The organism is Geomonas sp. Red32 (assembly GCF_023652955.1).
GTDB lineage: Bacteria > Desulfobacterota > Desulfuromonadia > Geobacterales > Geobacteraceae > Geomonas.
In genome coordinates, this window is sequence record NZ_JAKLOY010000006.1 from 119,510 (window position 1) to 141,871 (window position 22,362).

Sequence of the window (22,362 nt, forward strand, 5' to 3'; positions counted from 1 at the left end):
CCCCGGCAGGATAGAGTCTTGCCTTGGATGGGCACCAGGACCAGGCAGCCGTCCCGGCGGTGGCCGATCAGGTTCCGCTGGCACCGGAGGATGGTGCGGGCGGGGAAAAGGAGATACGTCAACATGATAACCCAGGAGATCAAACAGTTCGCCGAGTCGGCCGGTCATGCCTTTGTCGCCACTTCCGACGCCCGCGGCAATCCCCACCTCGCGGCCGGCCGGGACGTCACGGTTCCGGCACCCAACCGGCTGGTTTTCGAGGATTGGTTCTGCCCGATGACCATGCAGAATCTCCAGGAGAACCCGAAGATCGCGGTGGCGATCGTCGACCCGGCGACCGGCAACGGGTTCCAATTCGTGGGGCGGGTGGAGAAGACCGAGGAGACCGCCGTGCTGGATGGGTTTCTCCCCGGGACCGAGCCTCCGGGGCTGCCCCAGGTGCAGTGGAGGCTCGAAATCTGGGTGGAGAGCGTGCTTTCCTTTACCGCTGAGGGGCACTCCGACCGGCCACTTGGGTAGCCCGGAAGGTCGTGTCCGGTTTGCCGATCAATTCATGGGCCTTGGGGATGTCCTCCTCGGCCACCTCTATCTCGCCGGCGAAACCGGAGCCTGACTTGGCGGCGGTGACGAAAAATTCGATACCTCCCTTTCTCAATATCTCCTCAACGCGGGCAAGATCCCGTTCATCCTTCGGATCGTAGAACCGTGACATGATTTTTCCTCCCTGCTTCGTATATTCCCTCATGACTGGATGCTTCCTTTCAGGGTGTTGAACAACAACCTCTACCCTATAAGTTTGCCAAAAAATGCCCGCTCCGTTCCATGGTATTTTCACCAATGAGAGGGTACGGATGCTGGTCAGAGGCAGTGGCCGGCAATCACCAGGAGGAAGATAAGTAGCAGGTAAGCGATGGACATCCTGAAAGGGGCGGGCGAAACAGGGCCAACTGAGAGGACGCGGTAGCAAACGAGGTAGTAGAAGAGGGTGACTGCGAAGGAAGCGGTCAGGAAGGAGAGACTGAAAGCGCCGCTTTTGTAAAGGATGAAAAGGGCGGGGAAGAGTGCGGCAACTCCGAGATAGATACAGCCTGCGGTAAAGGGGATCCCTTTTGCAACAGGGAGGACGGGAATGCGGGCGGTGCGGTACTGGTCGAGGTGCGCGAGGGAAAGAAGCCAGAAATGCGGAGGTTGCCAGACCACCATAACCAGGAAGAGTGCCAAGGCGGCGGAATTGATGGCAGGCGAAACCGCGCTCTGGCCGATGAGGACCGGCAGCGCCCCGGGAACGATACCAAAAAGGGCTCCCCACGGGGTTCTCCGCTTCAGAAACACCGTGTAATGAAAGGCGTAACCGGCCGAGGCTGCGACGAGGAGTAGCGTGGTGAGAGGATTCAGGGTGGCGGCGGAGATGGCTATCGCTGTCAGGGCCAGGGCGAAGGCCCAGGAGAGCGCTCTGCCGCTACCTACGCACCTGAGCGCCTCGCTCCTTTTGGAGACCCGCTCCATCTCTTCGTCCATAGCGCGATCGAGGACATTGTTGACGACGGCAGCGGCGGTGGACATGAGGAACAGGCTCGTCAGGCAGGATACGGCAATCTCCCCCTGCGGCGGCCCGTGGGCAGCGGTCACCATGCCGGTGAATCCGGCGAGGGTCAGCGCCGCCGCAATCGCGGGCTTCCCCACCCGCAGCAGGGCGAGCAACAAGGCGGCGGGCGCGGCCTCCTTTACGGGGATGCCGTTATGCTCCGCCGCCTTTATCACGGAAGGGGCTCGACCTGGTCCCGGATCTGGAGGAGCCAGGCCCGCAGTCCCAGGCCGATGATCGTCATGGTCATGGCGAGATGGAGGGCTGTTACCGGGTAGCTGAGGCCGGAGAGGACGGTGGCAGCACCCAGGCCGATCTGGATGGCCACCAGGATGGTCAGCGTGAGGAGGGTGCCGCGTCTTGCTTTCAGCGCCCGTTCCTTCAAGGAGTAGAGGTAGAGGGTAAAGACGGTCAGGAAGGTGGCGGCTGCGACCACGCGGTGGGTGAAGTGGGTCGCGACCGGCCGGTCCCAGACGACCGGAATCAAGGTCCCCTGGCAGGTGGGGAAGTCGGGGCAGGCGAGCCCCGAAGCGGAGTGCCTGAGGTAGGCGCCCAATGACGCCTGGGCGTAGACGAGAATCAGCAAGGAGAAGAGAGCCCCAGCGTAGCCGCTCAATGACATCTCGACGGGAGCCCCATCGCCGTCACAGATGGCCATGAAGAGGACCAGCATGAAGATGGCCAGCCCGATCATGAAGTGGACGGTAGTCACCTGGACGGGAAGCCCCAGGCCGACCACCAGGGCGCCCAAGAGGATCTCCAGCGCGATGAGCCCCACCGCGGTGATCGGTATCGCCTTGGTGAACCCGTGGTAACTCGACATGCGCTGGCGGGCCAGGATCACCAGCGTGACGGTAGCCAGTGCGGCGATCACGCGGTGCAGAAACTCCATCCATACGTCCACCCGCAGGGGAGGGAGGAACTTCCCTTGGCAAAGCGGCCAGTCCGGGCACGCCAATCCCGCCTGCATCCCGGCCACCAGGTTTCCCCAGATGAGCAGAAGGAAGAAAAGTCCGGCCGTCACTCTACCAAGCATGTGGCACCTCCGTCGGTGGCTTTAAGATGGTTTCTCCCTCGCCCCATCAGGGGGGAGAGGGCCCGGGTGACATTCTAGAGCCTGGCCCTTAACTCGTTTCTTTCGATCCGGCAGTCGATGATCCGGTCGATCGACCATTTGCCCGCGCCACCGATCAGGATGGCGAGACTCATGGCGATGACCAGCAGGTGGTACTCGAACCCTTCGCCGGCCTGCTTGCCGCCCCAGTTCATGAAAAAGCCGTTGGGCCAGTGGACGAGGATGATCGCGCCTACCATGTCGCAGAGGATCCCGAAGGCGGCGATCCTGCTCAAAAAGCCCACGATGAGCCCGATGGCCCCCAGCGATTCGGCCAGTATCACCAGCACCGCCAGGGCGGCCGGGATGTGCATCTGGGTCGTGAACATGGCGAGCGCTTTGGAGAAGCCAGGCCCCCCAAACCACCCGAGAACCTTCTGGGCTCCGTGGGGAAAGAAGACCAGCCCGAGGCCGATCCGCACGATGAACTTTGCCAGGCAGTCGTCCGTTGCAAAGATCCGGTTCATGGCGTTCCCCTTAGCAGTTAACGGGTCATGGTGTCGCTCAAGGTGCCGATGATGATTAGCGCCAGGAACAGCAGGGGAAACAGCGCGAAACCGATCACCAGCTTGATCTCGTGGCGAAGATGCATGAAGTAAAGCCCCACCAGGGTTGCCTTGGTGGAGGCTATGACGAGCGCAACGGCCGCATTCCAGAGACCGAGGTTCAGGAAGGAGACGCCAACGGTGGCTCCGGTCAGCACGATGAGCGCTATCCAGACCATCACGTAACTTTTGTAGTAAGCCATAGTCACCTCACCCGATCAGATAGAGCAGCGGGAACAGGTAGATCCAGACCAGGTCGACGAAGTGCCAGTACAGCCCGGTTATCTCGACCGGAGTATGATAGTCGGCGGAAAAGCGGTTGCGCTGCCCCTGCACCACCAGATACAGCATCACGCACATCCCGAAAATGACATGGAGGCCATGGAGGCCGGTCATGACGAAGTAGAGGCCGAAAAAGAGGTTGCTGCCCGGATAGAGGCCGCGGGCGAAGTCCTCGGTCCACTCCATGTATTTGATCGCGAGAAAGGCGGCCGCCAGCACCAGGGTGAGGACGATCCCCGCCTGCATAAGCCGCTTCTTCCCCTGCCTGATGGCTGCGATGGCCACCGCCATGCTGAGCGAGCTCGTCAAGAGGACCACCGTGTTGAGCGCTCCCAGGAGCCGGTTAAGCTTCAGGTGCTCCTGGTGAAAGAGGTCCGGATAGGTGATCCTGAACACCGTGTAGGCCGTGAAGAGGCCGCCGAACAGGAGGAGTTCGGTCGCCAGGAAGGTCCAGATCCCCAGCCGTGCCGCTACCGGCGCGCCTTTGCCCGCCTTTTCCTTACTTGCCACGAGTATCCCCCGTTTCTTTTCCGTAGCTGTAGGGCCAGTCGGTCACCGTCGGGATCACCTCGAAATTCTCCTCGGGAGGAGGGGAGGGGACCTGCCACTCCAGGGTCAGAGCCTCCCACGGATTGGCCGGAGCGATCGCCCCGCGGTTGAGCGACCGGATGAAGTTGGCGAACATGATGACGATCCCCACCGCGAGGAGCCAGGAGCCGACGGTCGCCAGCACGTTGAGGGAGTGGTATTTGGCGGGGTACTCGGCGTAGCGCCTGGGCATTCCCTGCATCCCGAGGATGAACATCGGGAAGAAGGTGACGTTGAACCCCACCACGATCATCCACCAGGCGTGCTTGGCCCACCGCTCGTCGAGCATCCTCCCGGTGATCTTCGGGTACCAGTAGTGAAGCCCAGAGAAGAGCCCCATCACGGTCCCCCCCATCATCGTGTAGTGGAAATGGGCCACCAGGAAGTAGGTGTCGTGGACGTGGACGTCGGTGGCGAGCGAGCCGAGGAAAAGGCCGGTGAGCCCGCCGATGATGAAGAGGAAGATGAAGGTGAGCGCCCAGAGCATGGGGGAGTCGAGCGAGATGGAACCCTTGTAGAGGGTGGCGATCCAGTTGAAGATCTTCATCCCGGTGGGGACCGCCACGAAGAAGGTCAAAAAGGAGAAGATCACCCCGGCGGTGGTGGACATGCCGCTTACGAACATGTGGTGCCCCCAGACCAGGAAGCTGATGAAGGCGATGGCCAGTGCCGAGTAGGCGATTGCCTTGTAGCCGAAGATCGGTTTCCTGGCGAAGCAGGGGATGACCTCGGAGATGATCCCCATGGCGGGGAGGATCATCACGTAGACCACCGGGTGCGAGTAGAACCAGAAGAAATGCTGGAACAGCAGCGGATCGCCCCCCTTGGCCGGGTCGAAGAAGCCGACGCCGAAAAGCCGTTCGGCCACCAGCAGCAAGAAGGTGATCCCGATCACCGGGGTGGAAAGGACCTGGATGACGCTCGTGCCGTACATCCCCCAGATGAAAAGCGGCAGGCGGTACCAGGTCATTCCCGGGGCGCGCAGGGTGTGGATGGTGACGATGAAGTTGAGGCCGGTGAGGATCGACGACATCCCCACCAGGAAGAGCCCGAAGGAGACGGTGGTTACCGCGGCGCTGTTCTCTGCCGAGAAGGGGGTGTAGAAGGTCCAGCCGGTGTCGATCGGCTGCACGAGCGAGATGAGGATGACCAGGATCCCGGAGACGAAGAGGTAGTAGCTGAAGAGGTTCAGCTTGGGGAAGGCGACGTCCCGGGCGCCGATCAGGAGCGGGATGAAGAAGTTCCCGAGCGAGGACGGGATGGCCGGGATGATAAAGAGGAAGATCATCATCGCCCCGTGCATGGTGAAGAGGACGTCATAGGTATGGGCGCTGAAAAGGGCGGGGCCGGGGGAGAGGAGCTTCAGCCGCAGCAGCAGGGCGAGGAAGCCGCCGATCAGGAAGAAAAGGTGGGTGGTGACGAGGTACATGACCCCGATCCTCTTGTGGTCCATGGTCAGCGCCCAGGACTTAAAGCCTTTATGGGCAAGGTAGCTTTCGGTTTGGCTCATGAGTTACCTCGTCGGAATCACTTAAGCGTCTTGATATAGGCGATGATCGCGGCGATGTCGTCGTCCTTCAAGGTGCTCTTGAAGGTCGGCATGATCGGCTGGAACCCCTTGACCACCTGCTCGTTCGGTTCGGTGATCGACTCCCGCAGGTACTCCTCGTCGGCCTTCACCTGCTTACCATCGGCGAGGGTGACGGTACTGCCGAAGACCCCTTTGAGCGTTGGGCCGACCTTGGCGCTCCCGTCGATGCTGTGGCAGCCGCCGCAGCCGCTGCTGTCGAAGAGCGCCTTCCCTTTGGCCTTCGGCGAGGCCCCGGCCGACTGCTGCTTCTGCTTTTCGCTCTGTTCCCAGGCGAGGTAATCGTTTTGCCCCATGACGGTGAGGGTGGCCCGCATGAGAGAGTGGCCGGTGCCGCAGTACTGGGAGCAGTAGATGTCGAAGGTCCCGATTCTTTTGGGGAGGAGCCACAGGTAGGTGTAGCGCCCGGGGAGGACGTCCTGCTTTTGGCGGTAGTCGGGGATGAAGAGGCCATGGATCACGTCGCGCGAGGTCATGATGAGTTTGACCGGCTTGCCCACCGCCAGGTGGAGCTCGTTTGAGTAGGTGCGGCCGTCGGGGTACTTGAAGCTCCACTGGAACTGGGAGGCGGTCACCTGGACGTCGGTGGCTCCCGGGATTGGCGTCCGCATCTTGACGAAGATGATGACGCCGTAAGCGAAGATACCCACCAGCAGGAGGGAAGGGAGGACGATCCACACCACTTCCAGCCACTGCTTGCCGGTGATGTACGGCGTCTTGGCAGGCGGTTCCCCTTTCTTTCTCCGGTAGCGGACGGCGAAATAGATGAGGAGCCCCTGGGTCAGCACGAAGAAGAACGCGGCGATGACCAGGATGAAGATGAAAACGGCATCCACATCGTGGCTTGCCAGCGAGGCCTCCGTTCCTTGCAGGGCGGTTAGGTCCGGCATGATGTACCTCTTAGTGGCAGTTTCACGTTACCCTCTTCCGCGCCTCTCTCTTCCAGAGAAGCCCCAGCACCGTTACGGTCAGTATAAATACCAGCGTCATGGCCGCCGTCATCACCCGGGAAGCGATCAGCACGTACCGTTTGCCCACCGGGTCGTAGTGGAAGCAGTAGAGAAGGGCCTGGTTGATGAGGGGGCTTCCCCCGATCTTCCCCTTCGATGCCTCCACCAGGCCGAGCCTCAGGTCCTGGGGCGACGGCTCGATTCCGTAGAGGTAGCGGGAAACGATCCCGTCGGCGGTGACGATGACGATGACGTTGGGATGGGCGATCTCCCCGCCGGGAAGCTTCGTGTACCGGACTCCCATGCTGGAGGCCAGGTGCCCGATGGTCTCCTTGCTGCCGAAGAGAAAGGGCCAGGCGGTATCGAGGCCCGCCACCTTCCCGATGATTCCGTAGGCCTCCTGCGCCTTGCCGGCTGCCCGCGCCACCGTCTCCTCCGGGTCCAGGCTGACCGTCACCACCTTGAAGTCCTTCCCCACCGCCAGGTTCCCCGCCTTGCTGATGGCGCTGGCGAGGTTCCTGATGAGAACGGGGCAGAGGGTAGGGCACGAGAAGTAGTTCAGGCTGACGATCACCGGCTGTCCGGTGAAATAGCTACCCAGGGTGACCCGGCGCCCCCGCTGGTCGAAGAGGGGGGAGTCGAGCGGAAGCCGTGCCCCGAGTTTTTCGTCGACCCCCACTTGGGCCAGCACCAGGTCCGCCGGGTCGTGGGCCAGTGCCGGAACCGGCCTGGAGGCGAGCGGGACGAGCACGGCCAGGGCCGTGACCAAGGTCGCTATGGCACTAACAGATAATAGTCGCATGGGATTTGGGGGGCTGTTCTCCGGGCTCCGTTTGATGATTTCGCCCCCGCGGTAATGGTGCGGAAGGGGAAACGAGAAAACTTAAAACATTCTAATTCGAGGCACGATAAAAGCAAGGAGGTGATGGCCGCGGTTGCCGTGGCCGCCTTGGCTATATAACGGAGGTCCGGTGATTTCACTGCTGCAAAACACGTAGTTAGGCCGGTGGGGCGGCGAGGTGGCGGGCCACGGCGAGGGGGGAGCGGGGAGGGGAGAAATAGCCCCGTTCCGTAAACAGTAATGATTAGCGATGTTTAGTAAAGCGCTCGGCTGCCATTGCTAGGGGCGCGAGGCGAAAGTTGCCGGTGGGGAGGGTTTGGGCACGATTTAGGCAGTGTAAAGAGACATGTAGCGAGTTAGCCTCCTCGTCTTATCCTGTTTGAGATGTGTCGTTGTCATGCAATGAGGGGCCTTGATGAAGCGCAAAGTTATGATCGTTGACGACGTGGCCGACATCAGGGTGATGCTCCGCTACATACTGGAGAAGGAGGACTATACCATAGTGGCGGAGGCCGCCAACGGTGTCGAAGCAGTCGAGAAATACCGCGAGCACCTTCCCGACATCACCATTATGGATATAGACATGCCGTACATGACCGGTGTCGAAGCTGCCCAGGAGATCCGTGAGATGGCGAGCGATGCCAGGATCATCTTCTGCAGCGCCGGGAATTCCAAGTACGAGGAGATCCTCCGCGGGATCCCCGCCAAGACGATAATCAAGAAACCTTTTATGCCTGCGCAGCTTTATCAGGCAATGGCGATGTGATGAATTCTTTTGATGCGGTGTCATGTAATCTGTTTATGTAATGGGTCCTGTAACTGCACTGATGTAACTTTTTGTAATGCTGTGATGTTCTGTAATGGATTTTCGATGTTGTTATGATGCAAGACCCGATTTTATTGATCTGCGGAACTTGGATGAACATTTAATTTAATTTTATTGCCGCAGTATCAGGGGGAGCCTTAGGCTCCCCTTTTTTATTCCCAACGCCCGGCTTTCCCTCGACCGCAATCGCCCGGCGGGAGGAACGACGGTTCCTAAAATTGGTGGTCTTACGCTGCTTGCTGTGGTAGGGTATCAGACCGTGCGCCCCCGGCGGACCCGGCTTCACGCCGCCGGCGGCAGAACGGTAGTACCAGAGAAGACTTCGGATAGGGACGATGACCACAGCTACCAAACTTCAAAATGTGAACCTTTGCCTGGACCGTTTGTTCGGTTTCGCCTACTTCAAGCCGAGCGGCGCGTTGAAGGCCCGCCTGACCGAAGAAGCGCTCAGGACCCTGGAGGAGGCCCCTTCCGCCGGCGAGCTCGTTATCGAGGCGAGCATCGGCAAACCCGAGAAGGAGGGGGAGGCGACTTTGAGCTTCAGAGTTGCCCATGACGACCAGACAAGCGACCTCGCTATCGACCTCGCCCGGCTGACTGACGCCGAACTGGACGACCTCGTCTCGCTGCTTGACTCGTTTCTCAACCGGCAGGAGACCGGCGGGGCGGTTGCCGCAGGCCCCTCCGGACCGCTCGATGCCCCCGAGGGGGATCATCACGACCACGCCGCCGCCGCGGCCCGGCTCAAGGTCTCCCCGGAATGGCTGAAAAGCGTGGTTCCGTGCAGCGATTACACGTACGAAGAGATCGAAGGGAAAAAGTACATCCGGGATTACTTCTGGTCCAAGGAGCTCATCGAGCGACTGGTCAAGATCAAGTCCAGCAAGACCACCCCGGAGGATCTGCAGTTCGTGGCAAGCGAATGCTGCTACGGCGATACCGACTGGGCCAAGGACCTGATCGCCCGGTTGAAGTCCCCCAACCGTCCCGAGGCGGCCCCCAAGGAGCAGAAGGTCGATACCCGGTTCTCCAATGCCAAAGTTGCCACCCCGAAGGCGGGGCGTCCCGGGCCCCAGAAAGGCGGGACGCCTGCCGCGCCCCAAGGCGGCGGCCAGCCCAAGGGCGGGCAGAATCGCGGTGGCGCCGAGAAGGAAGGGCAGGAGGCAAAAGGCGGGCAGCCGGCTCCCGGCGGGGCCAATGCCGCTAATCCCGGACAGAAGGAGCGGGGACGGCGATCCCGGCACCGGAGGCGGTTTCGCCACGGCAAGGGAGAGGGAGCCAAGCAGGAATCCGGCGAGTCCAAACCGAAAGAATAAAAAAAGGCCGTCCCCATCAGTGAGGACGGCCTTTTTGCGTCTGGGTGGCGGGCGCTATTTCCCTTGTTGCCGGAGGTAAGACGCGAACGCCATGTCGGTTTTCCTGATGTGCTGAACGAGCCAGGCGGCCAGCGTCTTGTTGGTCATGATCACCAGCGAAAGGGTTACCCCCTCGCTTTTGAATTCGTTGGTGAGTTTCGCCACGTCGGTAACGAAGCGGGTGTGCTCGGCACGGTGCGAGGTGTAGTCTGGGTAGGCGCTTCGCATCTGTAGCTTCTCCTCGGCTGCGAAGTGCTCCTTCACGTAATCCTCGAGGAAGATGAGGAGCTGAAGAACCTCCTCCTTCCCTTTTCCTTGGCCGCAGGCGGCAAACAGGCGGTCGAACCTCCTGAAAATCTCTTTGTGCTGGTCATCGATGTCATACACGCCGGTTGCCAGGTCGTCACTCCATGTCACGTCCATCCACGTTTCTCCTGTCTGATTTTAAGATGCCGGTGATACTACTCCTATTTTTTGCCAGATAAAAGGACAAATTAAGTCGTCATGGTGTCCATATCGTTTATGTTTCCCCTTCCAGGTAGCCGGTGGTGGCGAAAGGAACCGGGTGGGAGCGCCGGTGCTCCTTGAGGTAGGCCTGCGGTTTCATCATGCGCTGGGTGCGCCAGAGCACCCGGGCGATGTAGGGGATCTGCCCGGGACGCACCTGGCGGATCCACTCGAGGAGACTCTTGTCGCCCGAGGTGTTGAGGATGGAGCGCCGCCAGGTTTCCGCGTAGAGCTCGAAGAAGCGATCCACCCCGAGGTACGGCTCCCAGAGCAGATGATGCATGTCGAAGTTCCCCCACGGCTGGTCCGGGATGATGGGGGCCTTTTGACGGTAGAATTCGGTGCCGGGGAGCGGGGTGAGGATGGTGAATCCGGCCCGCTGCAGCCCGTAGCGCTCCACGAACTCCCAGAGCTCCCTGAAATTCTCCTCGCTCCAGTCGTGACCGACGACGAAGTTGCCGTTGATGCCGTAGCGCAGTTCGCGGGCGATACGGACCGCCTCGATACTCTCCCCGATGCCGGAATCCTTGGTGATCCCGGAGAGCGCCTGGTCGCTCGCCCCCTCGAGGCCCAGGAAGATGTCGAAGTCCTTGGCGAGGGGGCGCCAAGCCTCCATGAGGGAAGCGCTCTTGCAGATGAGGTCGGTCCTCGTCTGCACCAGGATCCACCGCTTGAAGACCCTGCGCCTTTTTAGCGCCTCTGCCAGCGCGAGGCTTCGTTCCTCGTTATACCAGAAGAGGTCGTCCGCTACGAAGACGGCGTCGCCGGAGGAGGCGAAATCCTCCACCACCGCCTCGATGCTCCGCTCGCGGCAGCTTCGGCCATAGAGTTGCCAGACCGAGCAGAACGAGCAGCGGTGCGGGCAGCCGCGGGCGGTCTCCACCAGCCAGACCGGTTTGAACAGCAGGCAGTGGTAACCGTTCCGGTGACGGGCCACCAGGTGACGTGCCGGGAGCGGGACGCTGTCCAGTTCCGGACGCTCTCCACCGGCCTCCGAAAAGAACCATCCATCCCTGCCGCGCAGTCTCAGCCCCCCGACCCGTTGGAGATGCTCGCCCCTCTCCAGCGTCCTGGCCAGGAGGGGGACCAACTCCTCGCCGTCCTCCAGGCAGATGGCATCGATCTCGGGGACCTCCAGGGGCTCCGGGAAGGCGGCCGCCGCATGTCCCCCCACCACGATGAAGGCCTCCGGTGCCGCCTGCCGGAGCTCGCGGGCGAGCCGCACGACCTGGTCGTACTCGAGCGCGTGGAGGCAGGAGATGGCGATCAGCCGGGGGCGGGTACGGCGGACCCAGGTGGCGGCGCCGGGGCGGAAGCGGAGGTCGGCTATGGTCACCTCGTGCCCTTCGGCCAGCAGGGCGGCACCGATGTACTCCAGCCCAAGCGGTTCAACCCTGAAAAAGGGCCCGAGTCCGAAGCAGTCATTTCCTGGATGCGGGCGGAGGAGAAGGACCTTCATGTGGCACCTCGCGAAAGGCAGCAAGTACCGACGTTGACGGTGGAATGGGTGATCCGGATCCGCTACATGGGTGAAACGTCTGCAGAGATCTCACAGAAGCACCTCCCGGCTGGGTGAGCCCGGGAGGTGCTGTCAGTGACGAAAAGTTATACCTGACTCTTAGAGATAATCAAGGAAGGTAGATATGGCGGGTCCTGCTACAGCCGGCTCATTACCGAGCGGAGATCCTGAACGAGGAGTGCTATGTCGTCCGTCCTGGTCTCCCATGAGCACATGAACCTGGCCCCGCCGGAACCGATGAAGGTATAGAAGTGCCAGCCGGCGGCGCGGAGCCCCTCCAGGGCGGCGGGGGGAAGTTCCAGGAAGACCGAGTTGGCCTGGCTGGGGAACATGATTTTTACACCGGGGATTTTGACGGCCTCGCTTTCCAGAAGGCGGGCGCAGCTGTTGGCCTGGGCCGCGTTCTTGAGCCAGGCGCCGCTCTCCAGCATGCCGATCCAGGGGGCGGTGAGAAAGCGCATCTTGGAGGCGAGCTGGCCGGCCTGTTTGCAGCGGTAGTCGAATTCGAAGGCGAGCTCCTTATTGAAGAAGACCACCGCCTCGCCGACCGCGAAGCCGTTCTTGGTGCCGCCGAAGGTGAGGACGTCCACCCCGGCCTGCCAGCTGATCTCCTTGGGTTCCACGCCGAGAGCGGCCACCGCGTTGGCGAAGCGGGCACCGTCCACGTGGAGGTGGAGGGAGTGTTTGCGGGCCATCTCGCCGGCCGCCTGCATCTCGGCTACCGAGTAGAGGGTGCCGACCTCCGTTGCCTGGGTAATGCTGAGCGCGCGCGGCTTCGGGTAGTGGATGTCGCTGCGTTTGAGCACCGTCTGCTCCACGGCGTCCAGGTCGACCTTGCCGTTTTCGCCCGGGACCAGGAGGACCTTGGTGCCGTTGGAGAAGAATTCGGAAGCGCCGCACTCGTCGGTTTCGATGTGGGCCATCTCGTGGCAGATGATCGAATGGTAGGACTTGCAGAGGGAGGCTAACGCGAGCGAGTTGGCCGCCGTGCCGTTGAAGACGAAGAACACCTCGCAGTCGGTCTCGAAGAGGTCGCGGATGGATTCGCAGGCCTTGCCGGTCCAGGCGTCGTCCCCGTAGGAGCAGGCGTAGCCGCGGTTGGCCTCCTCCATGGCTGCCCAGGCCTCCGGGCAGACGCCGGAGTAGTTATCGCTGGCGAAGTTGTATTTAGTATTGGGGCTTTTGCTGGTAGAGCTCATGACGGTCCTTTCTGCTGGTGGGGTTACTGCTGTTTGATGTGGTCGAACTTACCCAGCAAGGGGTGGGGATGTCAATGTAAATTGCGGGATATCCCCCGTGGCTGGGGCCGGTCGCGCAGAAAGGGGTGTGGTTGCCGCGGGGGAGGTGCCGGGCTATGATTGCTGGAAACATAAGGGGGCTCTTATGAACCAGTCCGGCGGTCTGATACCTCCTCACGGTGGATACCGGAAGCTGCGGAGTTTCGCGGTTGCGCTCGCCGCCTATGATGGGACGGTGATCTTCTGCAACCGGTTCGTCGACCGTCGGTCCCGGACCCATGACCAGATGGTGCAGGCGGCAAGAAGTGGAGTACAGAACATTGCTGAAGGCTCCATGGCCTCGGCGACCTCGAAGAAGACCGAGCTGAAACTGACCAACGTGGCTAGGGCCAGCCTCGAAGAGCTCATCCGCGACTACCTGGACTACCTGCGGCAAAATGGCATGGTGGCCTGGGACAAGGACTCGCCGCGGATGCGCGAGTTGCGGGCCAAGCTGGCAGGGCAGGGGGCTCACCCGGCGCAGCCGGACAGGTCGGACAGGTCGGACAGGTCGGACAGGTCGGACAGGTCGGACAGGTCGGACAGGTCGGACAGGTCGGACAGGTCGGACAGGTCGGACAGGTCGGACAGGTCGGACAGGTCGGACAGGTCTGGCGCCTCCGACTGGGATAAGAGTGACCGCACCGAGGTTCTCGACCCAGCACTGCTGTCCGCCCTGGCGACCCTGAGGACTGCGCCGCCACCGCTTTGCGCGAACCTCCTGCTGAGCCTTGCCAACCAAGCCAGCTATCTCCTCCGCCGCCAGCTCGAGCGCCTGGAAAGAGACTTCATCGAAAACGGCGGCTTCACCGAACGTCTCTACCATTACCGTGTGGAGCATCGCGACGCCGCCCGCGTCAAAGAGCCGCCCAATCCGTCCGACCAGTCCGACCATGACTGAGCGCTTTTCCTCCAATGAGAAAAATTCACTTCCAATGAATAAAACTGTTGACTTCTTTTTCCCGAATTGGTAAAAAGTTCGAGTTCCACGGCAGTACAAAACAGGCGCGTAGCTCAGGGGTAGAGCACTAGCTCGACACGCTAGGGGTCGGCGGTTCGAAACCGCCCGCGCCTACCAATTAAACAGACCTTTTTACGAGGTTCGACAGAGGCATCGGGTTTCGATGCCTCTTTCTGTTTGTGCAAAAGGGGCCCACGATGAACGAGATTATCGTCAAGTTACCGGATGGTTCGGAAAGGATCCTTAAGGAAGGCGCCAGCATCTACGACCTGGCCGCCTCCATCGGCACCGGTCTCGCCAAGGCTGCCATCGCCGGCAAGATCGATGGCCACCTGGTCGACCTGAATGCCAAGCTGAAAAACGGCGCCACCGCCGAGATCGTCACCGAGAAGAGCCCGGAGGCGCTGGAGATCATCCGCCACTCCACCTCGCACCTCATGGCCCAGGCCGTGAAGGCGCTCTTCCCGCAGGCTAAAGTAACCATCGGTCCCGCCATCGAGACCGGTTTCTACTACGACTTCGACCTCGACCGCGCCTTCACTCCGGAAGACCTGGAGAAGATCGAAGCGAAGATGCGCGAGCTGGCCAAGGCCAACCTGAAGATCGAGCGCCAGGAGCTTTCCAGCACCGACGCCATCGCTCTCTTCAAGAAGATGGGCGAGGACTACAAGGTCGAGCTCATCGAGGATCTGGGCGCCGATTCGGTTTCTCTCTACACCCAGGGAGATTTCACCGACCTCTGCCGCGGCCCGCATCTTCCGAGCACTTCCTACTGCAAGGCCTTCAAGCTCACCTCCATCGCCGGCGCCTACTGGCGCGGTGACGAGAAGCGCGCCATGCTGCAGCGCGTCTACGGCACCGCCTTCGGCGACAAGAAGGAGCTGGACGCTTACCTCGCCCGCATCGAGGAAGCCAAGAAGCGCGACCACCGTAAGCTCGGCCGCGAGCTCGACCTCTTCTCCTTCTCGGACGAAGTCGGCGCGGGCCTGGTCATCTGGCACCCGAAAGGTGGGATGCTCCGCACCGTCCTCGAAGACTTCGAGCGCAAAGAGCACATCAAGCGCGGTTACGACATCGTGCTCGGGCCCCAGATCCTGAAGACCGAGCTCTGGCAGCGTTCCGGCCACTACGAGAACTACCGCGAGAACATGTACTTCACCACCGTGGACGAGCAGGGGTACGGCGTCAAGCCGATGAACTGCCTCTCCCACATGATGATCTACAAGTCGCAGCTGAGAAGCTACCGCGACCTGCCGCTCAGGTTCTTCGAGCTCGGCATGGTGCACCGCCACGAGCGGGCGGGCGTCCTTCACGGACTCCTCAGGGTCCGCGGCTTCACCCAGGACGATGCCCACATCCTCTGCACCCCTGACCAGCTGGATGCGGAGATCAAGGGTGTCCTCTCCTTCGTGAAGGACGTCATGGGGATCTTCGGCTTCGACTACGAGATGGAGCTTTCCACCCGTCCGGAGAAGTCGATCGGCTCCGACGAGGCCTGGGAGATGGCCACCAGCGCTCTCCTCTCCGCCCTCAAAGACTCCGGCCGCGACTTCGAGATCAACGAGGGTGACGGCGCCTTCTACGGGCCGAAGATCGACATCAAGCTCCGCGACGCGCTTGACAGGCGTTGGCAGTGTGCTACAATCCAGTGCGATTTTACCCTCCCCGAGCGTTTCGACCTTACTTACGTCGATGCGGACGGCGAAAGAAAGCGCCCTGTCATGGTGCACAGGGTCATTCTCGGCGCCATCGAGCGGTTTATCGGCGTCCTCATAGAGCATTTCGCTGGGAATTTCCCGACCTGGCTCTCCCCGGTGCAGGCCATCGTGCTTACCGTCACCGACAACCAGATTCCGTACGCGCAGGCGGCTTTCGATACCCTGCGGGCGGCGGGCATTCGGGTGCAGAAAGATTTCAGGAACGAGAAGCTTGGGTTCAAGATCCGCGAGGCCCAGCTGCAGAAGGTACCGTATATGCTGGTGGTGGGCGACAAAGAGGTCGAAAGCGGCCTGCTGGCTCCCCGTTACCGCGATGGCAAAAATCTCGAAGGGATGACTCCTGAGCAGTTCGTCTCCTTCATCGAATCGGAAGTTAAAGCCTTTAGATAGGAGGTGGCGTCATAGCTAAACCTACAGTTAACATCAATCAGTCCATCAGGGCCAAAGAAGTAAGGGTCGTTGGTGCCGAAAGCGAGCAGCTTGGAATTCTTCCGCTTCGCGAGGCCCTGGCGCTGGCAGAGAGTCAGCAGTTGGACCTGGTAGAGGTTTCGCCGACCGCCGTCCCGCCGGTCTGCCGTATCATGGATTACGGCAAGTTCAAGTATCAGCAGAGCAAGAAGCAGCAGGAGGCTCGCAAGAAGCAGGTGCAGGTCGAGCTGAAGGAAGTGAAGCTCCGTCCCAAGACGGACACCCACGACCTCGAGTTCAAGATCAAGCACGTGCGCCGCTTCCTGGAAGAGGGTAACAAGGCCAAGATCACCGTGGTCTTCCGCGGCCGCGAGATCACCCATCAGGAGCTTGGCATGGCCGTCCTCGAGAAGATATCCACCGACCTTGCGGATATCGCCAACGTGGAAGTCCGGCAGAAGATGGAAGGGCGCAGCATGTTCATGATCGTTGCCCCCAAAGTCAAAGCCACCAAATAAAGAAAAATCACCCAAAGGAGTAGTAAAACAATGCCTAAAATGAAGACCCATAGGGGCGCCGCCAAGCGTTTTAGCAAGACCGGCACAGGCAAAATCAAGAGAAGCCACGCCTTCACCAGCCACATCCTGACCACCAAGACCAGGAAAAACAAGCGTAACCTCCGCAAGGGTGCCATCGTGGCTGCTTCCGACCACAGGGCCATTTCCCAGCTGATTCCCTATAAATAAACCGGCCTTAGCGCAGGGTGAGAGGTGAAGGGATCGATCCTTCCAAGGGTCTCCTTTTGCCTCGCGCCGTTTGCACCGACCGGTTATAGCAAAGTCCGAGAACCGTGAGGAAACGTCTCCCCTTGCGGATCCGGCAAATAAAAACCACAAGGAGTATGGTATGCCAAGAGTAAAGCGCGGTTTTAAAGCGAGACAGAGAAGAAACAAGGTGCTGAAACTTGCCAAGGGTTACCGGGGCGCACGCTCCAAACTCTTCCGGTCCGCCACCGAGGCGGTGGATCGCGCCCTTAACTACGCGTTCAGGGACAGAAGGGTCAAGAAGCGGGACTTCAGGGCGCTCTGGATCACCAGGATCAACGCCGCCGCCAGGCTGAACGGCCTGTCCTACAGCAAGCTGATCCACGGTCTGAAGCTTGCCAACGTTGAAATCGACCGGAAAGTGATGGCCGACCTGGCCGTCTCCGATCCGAAAGGTTTCACCGCCATCGCCGACGCCGCTAAAGCAAAGTTTTAACACATACCGCGGGCATAAAAGAGAAATGGAATAGCGATATTCCATTTCTTTTTTTTTCCTAAAAGGGTTTATGTCATGAAGGAACAACTCGAAGCACTTTTAAACGATGCGCTGGCCGAATTCGCGAAGGCCTCCACCGAGGCCGAGCTGCAGGATCTCAGGGTCAAGTACCTCGGCAAGAAGGGTCTGGTGACCACCTCCATGAAAGGGCTCGGGGCACTCTCCCCGGAAGAGCGTCCGGCCATGGGGCAGGTGGTGAATACCGTCAAGGCCAAGCTGGAAGAGGTCCTGGAAACCCGTGGCGCCGAGGTTCGCGAGGCCTCCAAGGCCGTCCGGCTCGCCGCCGAAAAGGTTGACGTGACCCTTCCCGGCCGCCGCCGTCCGCTCGGCTCCAAGCACCCGATCACCCTGGTGACCGAGGAGATCTGCAGCATCTTCGGCGCGCTCGGCTTCGCCGTCGCCGAAGGTCCCGAGGTCGAGCACGACTTCTACAATTTCGAGGCGCTGAACTTCCCGAAGGACCATCCCGCGCGCGACATGCAGGATACCTTCTTCGTGGGAGACAACGTCCTCTTGAGGACCCATACCTCGCCGGTCCAGATCCGCACCATGCTGAAGCAGCAGCCGCCGGTCCGCATCATCGCGCCGGGCACCGTCTACCGCTGCGACTCCGACGCCACCCACTCCCCGATGTTCCACCAGATCGAGGGGCTCATGGTGGACAAGGGGATCACCTTCGGCGACCTGAAAGGTATCCTCACCCTGTTCATCAACCAGCTCTTCGGAAAAGACATCGGCGTGCGGCTGCGTCCCTCCTTCTTCCCCTTCACCGAGCCGTCCGCCGAGGTGGACATCGCCTGCGTGATCTGCCGGGGCAAGGGGTGCCGCGTCTGCAAGGAGACCGGCTGGCTGGAGATCCTGGGCGCCGGCATGGTCGATCCCGCCGTCTACGGCCACGTGGGGTACGACGCCGAGCAGTACACCGGCTTCGCCTTCGGGATGGGGATCGAGCGTATCGCCATGCTTAAGTACGGCATCGCCGACATGCGGCTTCTCTTCGAGAACGACCTGCGGTTCCTCAAGCAGTTCTAGCGAGCGGCATTATCCTTCTTCCTCCCCCCTTTGAAAAAGGGGGGGGCGGGGGGGGATTTGATTCTGGCCGGACCAAAGCAAATCCCCCTAAATCCCCCTTTTTCAAAGGGGGACTTTGGAAACCTTAAACCGATAAAAGAGTGGAATAGACCATGATAGTTACCTACAACTGGCTCAAGGAATTCGTCGATTGCGATCTCGCGCCTGAAGAACTCTCCCACCTCCTCACCATGCTCGGCCTGGAAGTCGAGCGGATGGAGACCATCGGTGGCGGGATGGACGATGTGGTGGTGGCCCAGGTCCTCGAGAGGAACCAGCACCCCAACGCCGACAAGCTCTCCCTCTGCAAGGTAGACAGCGGCAAGGAGATCCTCTCCATCGTCTGCGGCGCCCAGAACTTCAAGGCAGGCGACAAGGTGGCCCTGGCCCAGATCGGCGCCACCCTGCCGGGCGACTTCAAGATCAAGCGCTCCAAGATCCGCGGCGAGGAGTCCTTCGGGATGCTCTGCTCCGAGCGTGAACTGGCGCTATCCGACGAGTCCTCCGGCATCATGATCCTTCCCGAAGATTTCCAGGTCGGCACTCCGCTCTTCGACGCGCTGGGGACCAAGGACACCGTCTTCGAGATCGGCCTGACCCCGAACCGCGCGGACTGCCTGAGTGTTGTCGGCGTGGCCCGCGAGATCGCCGCCAAGCTCGGCAAGAAGGTCCACTATCCTGGCCACGAAGTGCAAGAGAAGGGCGCCGCCATCGAGACCATCGCCTCGGTGGCCATTAACGCCCCCGACCTCTGCCCGCGCTACACCGCGCGCCACATCACCGGCTGCAAGCTCGCTCCCTCGCCGGCCTGGATGGTGGAGAGGCTGAACGCCGCCGGCATCCGCTCGATCAACAACATCGTCGACGTGACCAACTACGTCCTCCTCGAGTACGGCCATCCGCTGCACGCCTTCGACTTCAAGCTCGTCGCCGGGGGCAAGATCGTGGTCGCCGCGGCAGGGGAGGGGGAGACCTTCACCACCCTGGACGGCCAGGAGAGAAAGCTCACCGCGAGCGACCTGACCATCCGCGACGGCGAGAAGGCCGTGGCGCTGGCCGGTATCATGGGGGGCGGCAACTCCGAGATCGGCGACGGCACCACCGAGGTCCTCCTCGAAAGCGCCTACTTCAACCCCTCCGCCGTCCGCAAGACCTCCAAGCGGCTTGGGATTCACACCGAGTCCTCGCACCGCTTCGAGCGCGGCACCGACGTGGCCGGGCTCGTGCGTGCCCTTGACCGCGCCGCCCAGCTGATCGCCGAACTCTCCGGCGGCGTGGTGGCCAAGGGGATGATTGACGCCTACCCGCAGCCGATCGAGCCGCGGGTGATCACCGCCCGGCTCTCCCGGATCAACCTGGTCTGCGGCCTGTCGCTTTCCGCCGCCGCCGTGAAGGATATCTTCGAGCGCCTCGAGTTCGAGATCATCGAGGAGAAAGACGACGTCTTCAAGGTCCGCGTGCCGCTCTTCAGGGTCGACCTGGAGCGCGAGATCGACCTCGTAGAAGAGGTGGTCCGCCTGAACGGCTTCGAGAAGGTACAGGCGACCCTGCCGACCGCCTCGGTCTTCTCGGATCTCCCTTCCGACGAGCAGCGCCTCACCAGCCGCATCAAGGACCTGCTGGTTTCCCAGGGGTTCTCCGAGGTGATCAACTACAGCTTCGTGGCGCCCGCTTCCTGCGAAAAGGTGCTGCTCCCCGAGGACGACTTCCGCGTCAAAGGGGTGAAGCTCCTGAATCCGCTCTCCGACGAGCTCTCCGTCATGCGCACCACGCTCTTGCCGGGGCTTCTCGACACCGCGGTGAAGAACATCAGCTTCCGCACCCTTAACCTCCGCATCTTCGAGATGCGCCGGGTCTACCTCCCGGTCCCCGAGCAGGATCTCCTCGACGAGCCGCTCTACGTTGGCGCCCTCCTGACCGGCAACCGCGAGGCGGAGGGGTGGAACCAGGCCAAGGGGGAGATCGACTTCTTCGACGTGAAGGGGATCCTCGAGAACCTCCTGGCCGACCTGAACGTCCCCGGCGTGAGCTACTCGACCGACAACCTGGATCCGTACTTTCACCCCGGAAAGGCTTGCCAGGTCAAGATCGGTAACCGCGTGCTCGGCTCCCTCGGCGAGCTGCACCCGACCGTCCAGGAGAATTACGGCATCGCCACCCCGGTCTACTACCTGGAACTGAACTTCCAGGCACTGGTCAACGCCAGGAAACCCAAAGGGAGCGCCCAGGTCCCCTCTCGCTTCCCGTCCACCTTCCGCGACATCGCCATGCTCCTTCCGCTGGAGGTCGCCGCCGAAGAGGTCGTCAGGTGCGTTAAAGGGGTGAAGGCGCCCGAACTGGAAGGGGTGGAGATCTTCGACCTCTACACCGGCGGCAACATCCCGCAGGGTCAGAAGAGCCTCGCCATCCGTGTCCGTTACGGCTCCAAGGAGCGTACTCTCACCGACGACGAGGTGACCCGTCTCCACCAGCGTGTGGTCGATGGTCTGCAGAAAAAATTAAATGTTTCCTTTAGATAAAAAGGGGTTGCGAAATTCAAAACCCTATGGTAAATAACTAAGCCGCTGTTGAGAACGGCACACCACTGAAATGTTGAAGCTGTTGAGGGGGTTATGACCAAAGCGGACATCGTAGAGAGAATTTATGAGAAGGTCGGGTTTTCCAAGAAAGAGTCTGCTGAACTGGTGGAGACTGTATTCGACCTGATCAAGTCCACTCTGGAAGATGGCGACAAAATCAAGATCGCCGGCTTTGGGAACTTCGTCGTCAAGGAGAAATCCGACCGCCGGGGCCGCAATCCCCAGACTGGCGAAGAGATCACCATCGTCGCCCGCAAGATCCTGACCTTTAAACCGAGCCAGGTACTGAAGAGCGCGATCAACAGCCAGAGCTGATGAATCACAACATCCCGGATAAGCTTTACCTGAGGATCGGCGAGGTCTCCAGCATCACTGGACTTCCCGCCTCGGTACTGCGCTACTGGGAGTCGGAGTTTACCTCGCTGTCGCCCAAGAAAAGCTCCACCGGGCAACGGTTGTACACCAAGAAGGACATCGAGCAGGTCGAAGAAATAAAAAAGCTGCTGTACGCCGAGAAGTTGACCATCGAAGGTGCCAGGAAACGCCTTCAGATGAAGAAGAGACAGCAAAAGCCCGAACAGTCGACGGAAACGCTGGCTGCCATTCTCGAAGATGTGAGAGTGGAACTGAGGAACCTCCGGGATCAGCTGTAATATTTGTAAAACGGTGCGTAGCGCAGCCTGGTAGCGCACTAGACTGGGGGTCTAGTGGTCGCTGGTTCGAATCCAGTCGCACCGACCATAAAACGAGCACTTACGGAAACGTAGGTGCTCTTTTTTTTGTCCGCACTGCCGTCGGGTTGACAGTGTTCACCGCGGGAGGTATACCTAGTCCATTAAACCGATGGAGTAATAAATGATCTCCAAGAAGACGAAATACGGACTGAAGGCCCTCATTTACCTGGCGCGCCAGTACGACCGCGGTCCCATCCTGATCGCGGACCTGGCCCGTGACGAGAACATACCGAAGAAGTTTCTCGAGGCGATCCTGCTGACCCTCAAAAACAGCGGCATCCTGCAGAGCAAGAAAGGGAAGGGCGGGGGATACTACCTCGGCAAGCACCCCAAAGACGTCACCTTCGGCCAGGCGATCCGCGTCATGGAAGGGCCGCTCGCGCCGGTCCCCTGCGTCAGCGAAACCTCCTACGCCAAGTGCGGCGAGTGCGGCAACGAATCAACCTGCGGCATACGCCTGGTCATGAAGGATGTCCGGGACGCCATGGCAACCATCCTCGACAGCACCACCCTCGCCGACGTCCTCGAGCGGATCGACCGGGCCGAGGAGGCCCAGCAGGGAGTCCTGAACTTCTGCATCTAGCCGCTCTTTTG

General features: G+C 60.9%; 25 protein-coding genes and 2 tRNA genes. 15 read left to right on the forward strand and 12 right to left on the reverse strand.

The window, feature by feature from the left end:
* Positions 1-27: 27 nt before the first annotated feature.
* A complete protein-coding gene (locus L4X63_RS16180; protein ID WP_250679874.1) occupies positions 28-519 on the forward strand; it encodes a pyridoxamine 5'-phosphate oxidase family protein in 492 nt (163 codons plus the stop codon).
* Here L4X63_RS16180 and L4X63_RS16185 read toward each other — a convergent pair.
* From L4X63_RS16185 to L4X63_RS16225, 9 genes are all read right to left on the reverse strand, one after another.
* Positions 482-712 carry a hypothetical protein gene (locus L4X63_RS16185; protein ID WP_250679685.1) on the reverse strand — a complete coding sequence of 77 codons (231 nt, stop codon included), beginning with the start codon at positions 710-712 and terminating at the stop codon, positions 482-484. The two genes, L4X63_RS16180 and L4X63_RS16185, sit on opposite strands and share 38 nt — an antisense overlap.
* 146 nt (positions 713-858) lie before the next feature.
* Complete coding sequence (locus L4X63_RS16190) at positions 859-1,761, reverse strand: protoheme IX farnesyltransferase (protein WP_250679686.1); 903 nt, start codon at positions 1,759-1,761, stop codon at positions 859-861.
* Positions 1,758-2,621 (reverse strand): COX15/CtaA family protein, encoded by an 864-nt coding sequence (locus tag L4X63_RS16195; RefSeq protein WP_250679687.1) that lies wholly within the window; start codon positions 2,619-2,621, stop codon positions 1,758-1,760. Before L4X63_RS16195 ends, L4X63_RS16190 begins: the two co-directional genes overlap by 4 nt.
* A 74-nt stretch (positions 2,622-2,695) precedes the next feature.
* On the reverse strand, positions 2,696-3,166 hold the full coding sequence (locus L4X63_RS16200) for a DoxX family protein (RefSeq protein WP_250679688.1): 471 nt from the start codon (positions 3,164-3,166) through the stop codon (positions 2,696-2,698).
* A 17-nt stretch (positions 3,167-3,183) separates the two neighbouring features.
* Entirely contained in the window at positions 3,184-3,447 is a 264-nt protein-coding gene (locus tag L4X63_RS16205; protein ID WP_250679689.1) for a cytochrome C oxidase subunit IV family protein, read from the reverse strand.
* Between the two features lie 7 nt (positions 3,448-3,454).
* Positions 3,455-4,036, reverse strand: coding sequence for a cytochrome c oxidase subunit 3 family protein (locus tag L4X63_RS16210; protein ID WP_250679690.1), 582 nt, complete (start codon positions 4,034-4,036; stop codon positions 3,455-3,457).
* The gene (gene ctaD / locus L4X63_RS16215; protein WP_250679691.1) at positions 4,026-5,624 is read right to left on the reverse strand and encodes a cytochrome c oxidase subunit I; all 1,599 of its coding nucleotides are present in this window, start codon (positions 5,622-5,624) and stop codon (positions 4,026-4,028) included. The genes L4X63_RS16210 and ctaD overlap by 11 nt, the downstream gene beginning before the upstream one ends.
* A gap of 17 nt (positions 5,625-5,641) precedes the next feature.
* Positions 5,642-6,592 carry a cytochrome c oxidase subunit II gene (gene coxB / locus L4X63_RS16220; RefSeq protein ID WP_250679692.1) on the reverse strand — a complete coding sequence of 317 codons (951 nt, stop codon included), beginning with the start codon at positions 6,590-6,592 and terminating at the stop codon, positions 5,642-5,644.
* Between the two features lie 22 nt (positions 6,593-6,614).
* A complete protein-coding gene (locus L4X63_RS16225; RefSeq protein WP_250679693.1) occupies positions 6,615-7,421 on the reverse strand; it encodes an SCO family protein in 807 nt (268 codons plus the stop codon).
* A 487-nt stretch (positions 7,422-7,908) separates the two neighbouring features.
* Between L4X63_RS16225 and L4X63_RS16230 the strand changes: the two genes are divergently transcribed.
* Both L4X63_RS16230 and L4X63_RS16235 read left to right on the forward strand, forming a co-directional pair.
* Entirely contained in the window at positions 7,909-8,259 is a 351-nt protein-coding gene (locus L4X63_RS16230) for a response regulator (protein ID WP_250679694.1), read from the forward strand.
* A gap of 422 nt (positions 8,260-8,681) precedes the next feature.
* On the forward strand, positions 8,682-9,635 hold the full coding sequence (locus L4X63_RS16235) for a hypothetical protein (RefSeq protein ID WP_250679695.1): 954 nt from the start codon (positions 8,682-8,684) through the stop codon (positions 9,633-9,635).
* Positions 9,636-9,689: 54 nt separating this feature from the next.
* Here the strand turns inward: L4X63_RS16235 and L4X63_RS16240 are convergent, their stop codons facing one another.
* The 3 genes from L4X63_RS16240 to L4X63_RS16250 all read right to left on the reverse strand — a co-directional run bounded on the left by L4X63_RS16240 (position 9,690) and on the right by L4X63_RS16250 (position 12,899).
* Positions 9,690-10,097 carry a bacteriohemerythrin gene (locus L4X63_RS16240; protein ID WP_250679696.1) on the reverse strand — a complete coding sequence of 136 codons (408 nt, stop codon included), beginning with the start codon at positions 10,095-10,097 and terminating at the stop codon, positions 9,690-9,692.
* Positions 10,098-10,194: 97 nt separating this feature from the next.
* Positions 10,195-11,640: a B12-binding domain-containing radical SAM protein gene (locus tag L4X63_RS16245; protein WP_250679697.1), complete on the reverse strand. Its 1,446-nt coding sequence runs from the start codon at positions 11,638-11,640 to the stop codon at positions 10,195-10,197.
* A 197-nt stretch (positions 11,641-11,837) separates the two neighbouring features.
* Positions 11,838-12,899 carry a threonine aldolase family protein gene (locus L4X63_RS16250; RefSeq protein ID WP_250679698.1) on the reverse strand — a complete coding sequence of 354 codons (1,062 nt, stop codon included), beginning with the start codon at positions 12,897-12,899 and terminating at the stop codon, positions 11,838-11,840.
* 184 nt (positions 12,900-13,083) lie between these two features.
* Between L4X63_RS16250 and L4X63_RS16255 the strand changes: the two genes are divergently transcribed.
* The 12 genes from L4X63_RS16255 (at position 13,084) to L4X63_RS16310 (ending at position 22,351) form a co-directional block, all read left to right on the forward strand.
* Positions 13,084-13,878 carry a four helix bundle suffix domain-containing protein gene (locus tag L4X63_RS16255; protein WP_250679699.1) on the forward strand — a complete coding sequence of 265 codons (795 nt, stop codon included), beginning with the start codon at positions 13,084-13,086 and terminating at the stop codon, positions 13,876-13,878.
* A gap of 102 nt (positions 13,879-13,980) precedes the next feature.
* A tRNA-Val gene (locus tag L4X63_RS16260) sits at positions 13,981-14,055 on the forward strand.
* 80 nt (positions 14,056-14,135) lie between these two features.
* Entirely contained in the window at positions 14,136-16,046 is a 1,911-nt protein-coding gene (gene thrS / locus L4X63_RS16265; RefSeq protein ID WP_250679700.1) for a threonine--tRNA ligase, read from the forward strand.
* Positions 16,047-16,057: 11 nt separating this feature from the next.
* The gene (gene infC, locus L4X63_RS16270; RefSeq protein WP_250679875.1) at positions 16,058-16,582 is read left to right on the forward strand and encodes a translation initiation factor IF-3; all 525 of its coding nucleotides are present in this window, start codon (positions 16,058-16,060) and stop codon (positions 16,580-16,582) included.
* 30 nt (positions 16,583-16,612) lie between these two features.
* Entirely contained in the window at positions 16,613-16,810 is a 198-nt protein-coding gene (gene rpmI, locus L4X63_RS16275) for a 50S ribosomal protein L35 (RefSeq protein WP_250679701.1), read from the forward strand.
* A 160-nt stretch (positions 16,811-16,970) separates the two neighbouring features.
* Entirely contained in the window at positions 16,971-17,324 is a 354-nt protein-coding gene (gene rplT / locus L4X63_RS16280; RefSeq protein ID WP_250679702.1) for a 50S ribosomal protein L20, read from the forward strand.
* A gap of 75 nt (positions 17,325-17,399) precedes the next feature.
* Positions 17,400-18,416, forward strand: coding sequence for a phenylalanine--tRNA ligase subunit alpha (gene pheS, locus L4X63_RS16285; RefSeq protein WP_250679703.1), 1,017 nt, complete (start codon positions 17,400-17,402; stop codon positions 18,414-18,416).
* A gap of 152 nt (positions 18,417-18,568) precedes the next feature.
* A complete protein-coding gene (gene pheT, locus L4X63_RS16290; protein WP_250679704.1) occupies positions 18,569-20,974 on the forward strand; it encodes a phenylalanine--tRNA ligase subunit beta in 2,406 nt (801 codons plus the stop codon).
* A gap of 93 nt (positions 20,975-21,067) precedes the next feature.
* Positions 21,068-21,349 carry an integration host factor subunit alpha gene (locus tag L4X63_RS16295; protein WP_250679705.1) on the forward strand — a complete coding sequence of 94 codons (282 nt, stop codon included), beginning with the start codon at positions 21,068-21,070 and terminating at the stop codon, positions 21,347-21,349.
* Complete coding sequence (locus L4X63_RS16300; protein ID WP_250679706.1) at positions 21,349-21,687, forward strand: MerR family transcriptional regulator; 339 nt, start codon at positions 21,349-21,351, stop codon at positions 21,685-21,687. Before L4X63_RS16295 ends, L4X63_RS16300 begins: the two co-directional genes overlap by 1 nt.
* 11 nt (positions 21,688-21,698) lie before the next feature.
* Positions 21,699-21,775, forward strand: a tRNA-Pro gene (locus L4X63_RS16305).
* A 114-nt stretch (positions 21,776-21,889) separates the two neighbouring features.
* Complete coding sequence (locus tag L4X63_RS16310) at positions 21,890-22,351, forward strand: RrF2 family transcriptional regulator (protein WP_250679707.1); 462 nt, start codon at positions 21,890-21,892, stop codon at positions 22,349-22,351.
* Positions 22,352-22,362: the final 11 nt, after the last annotated feature.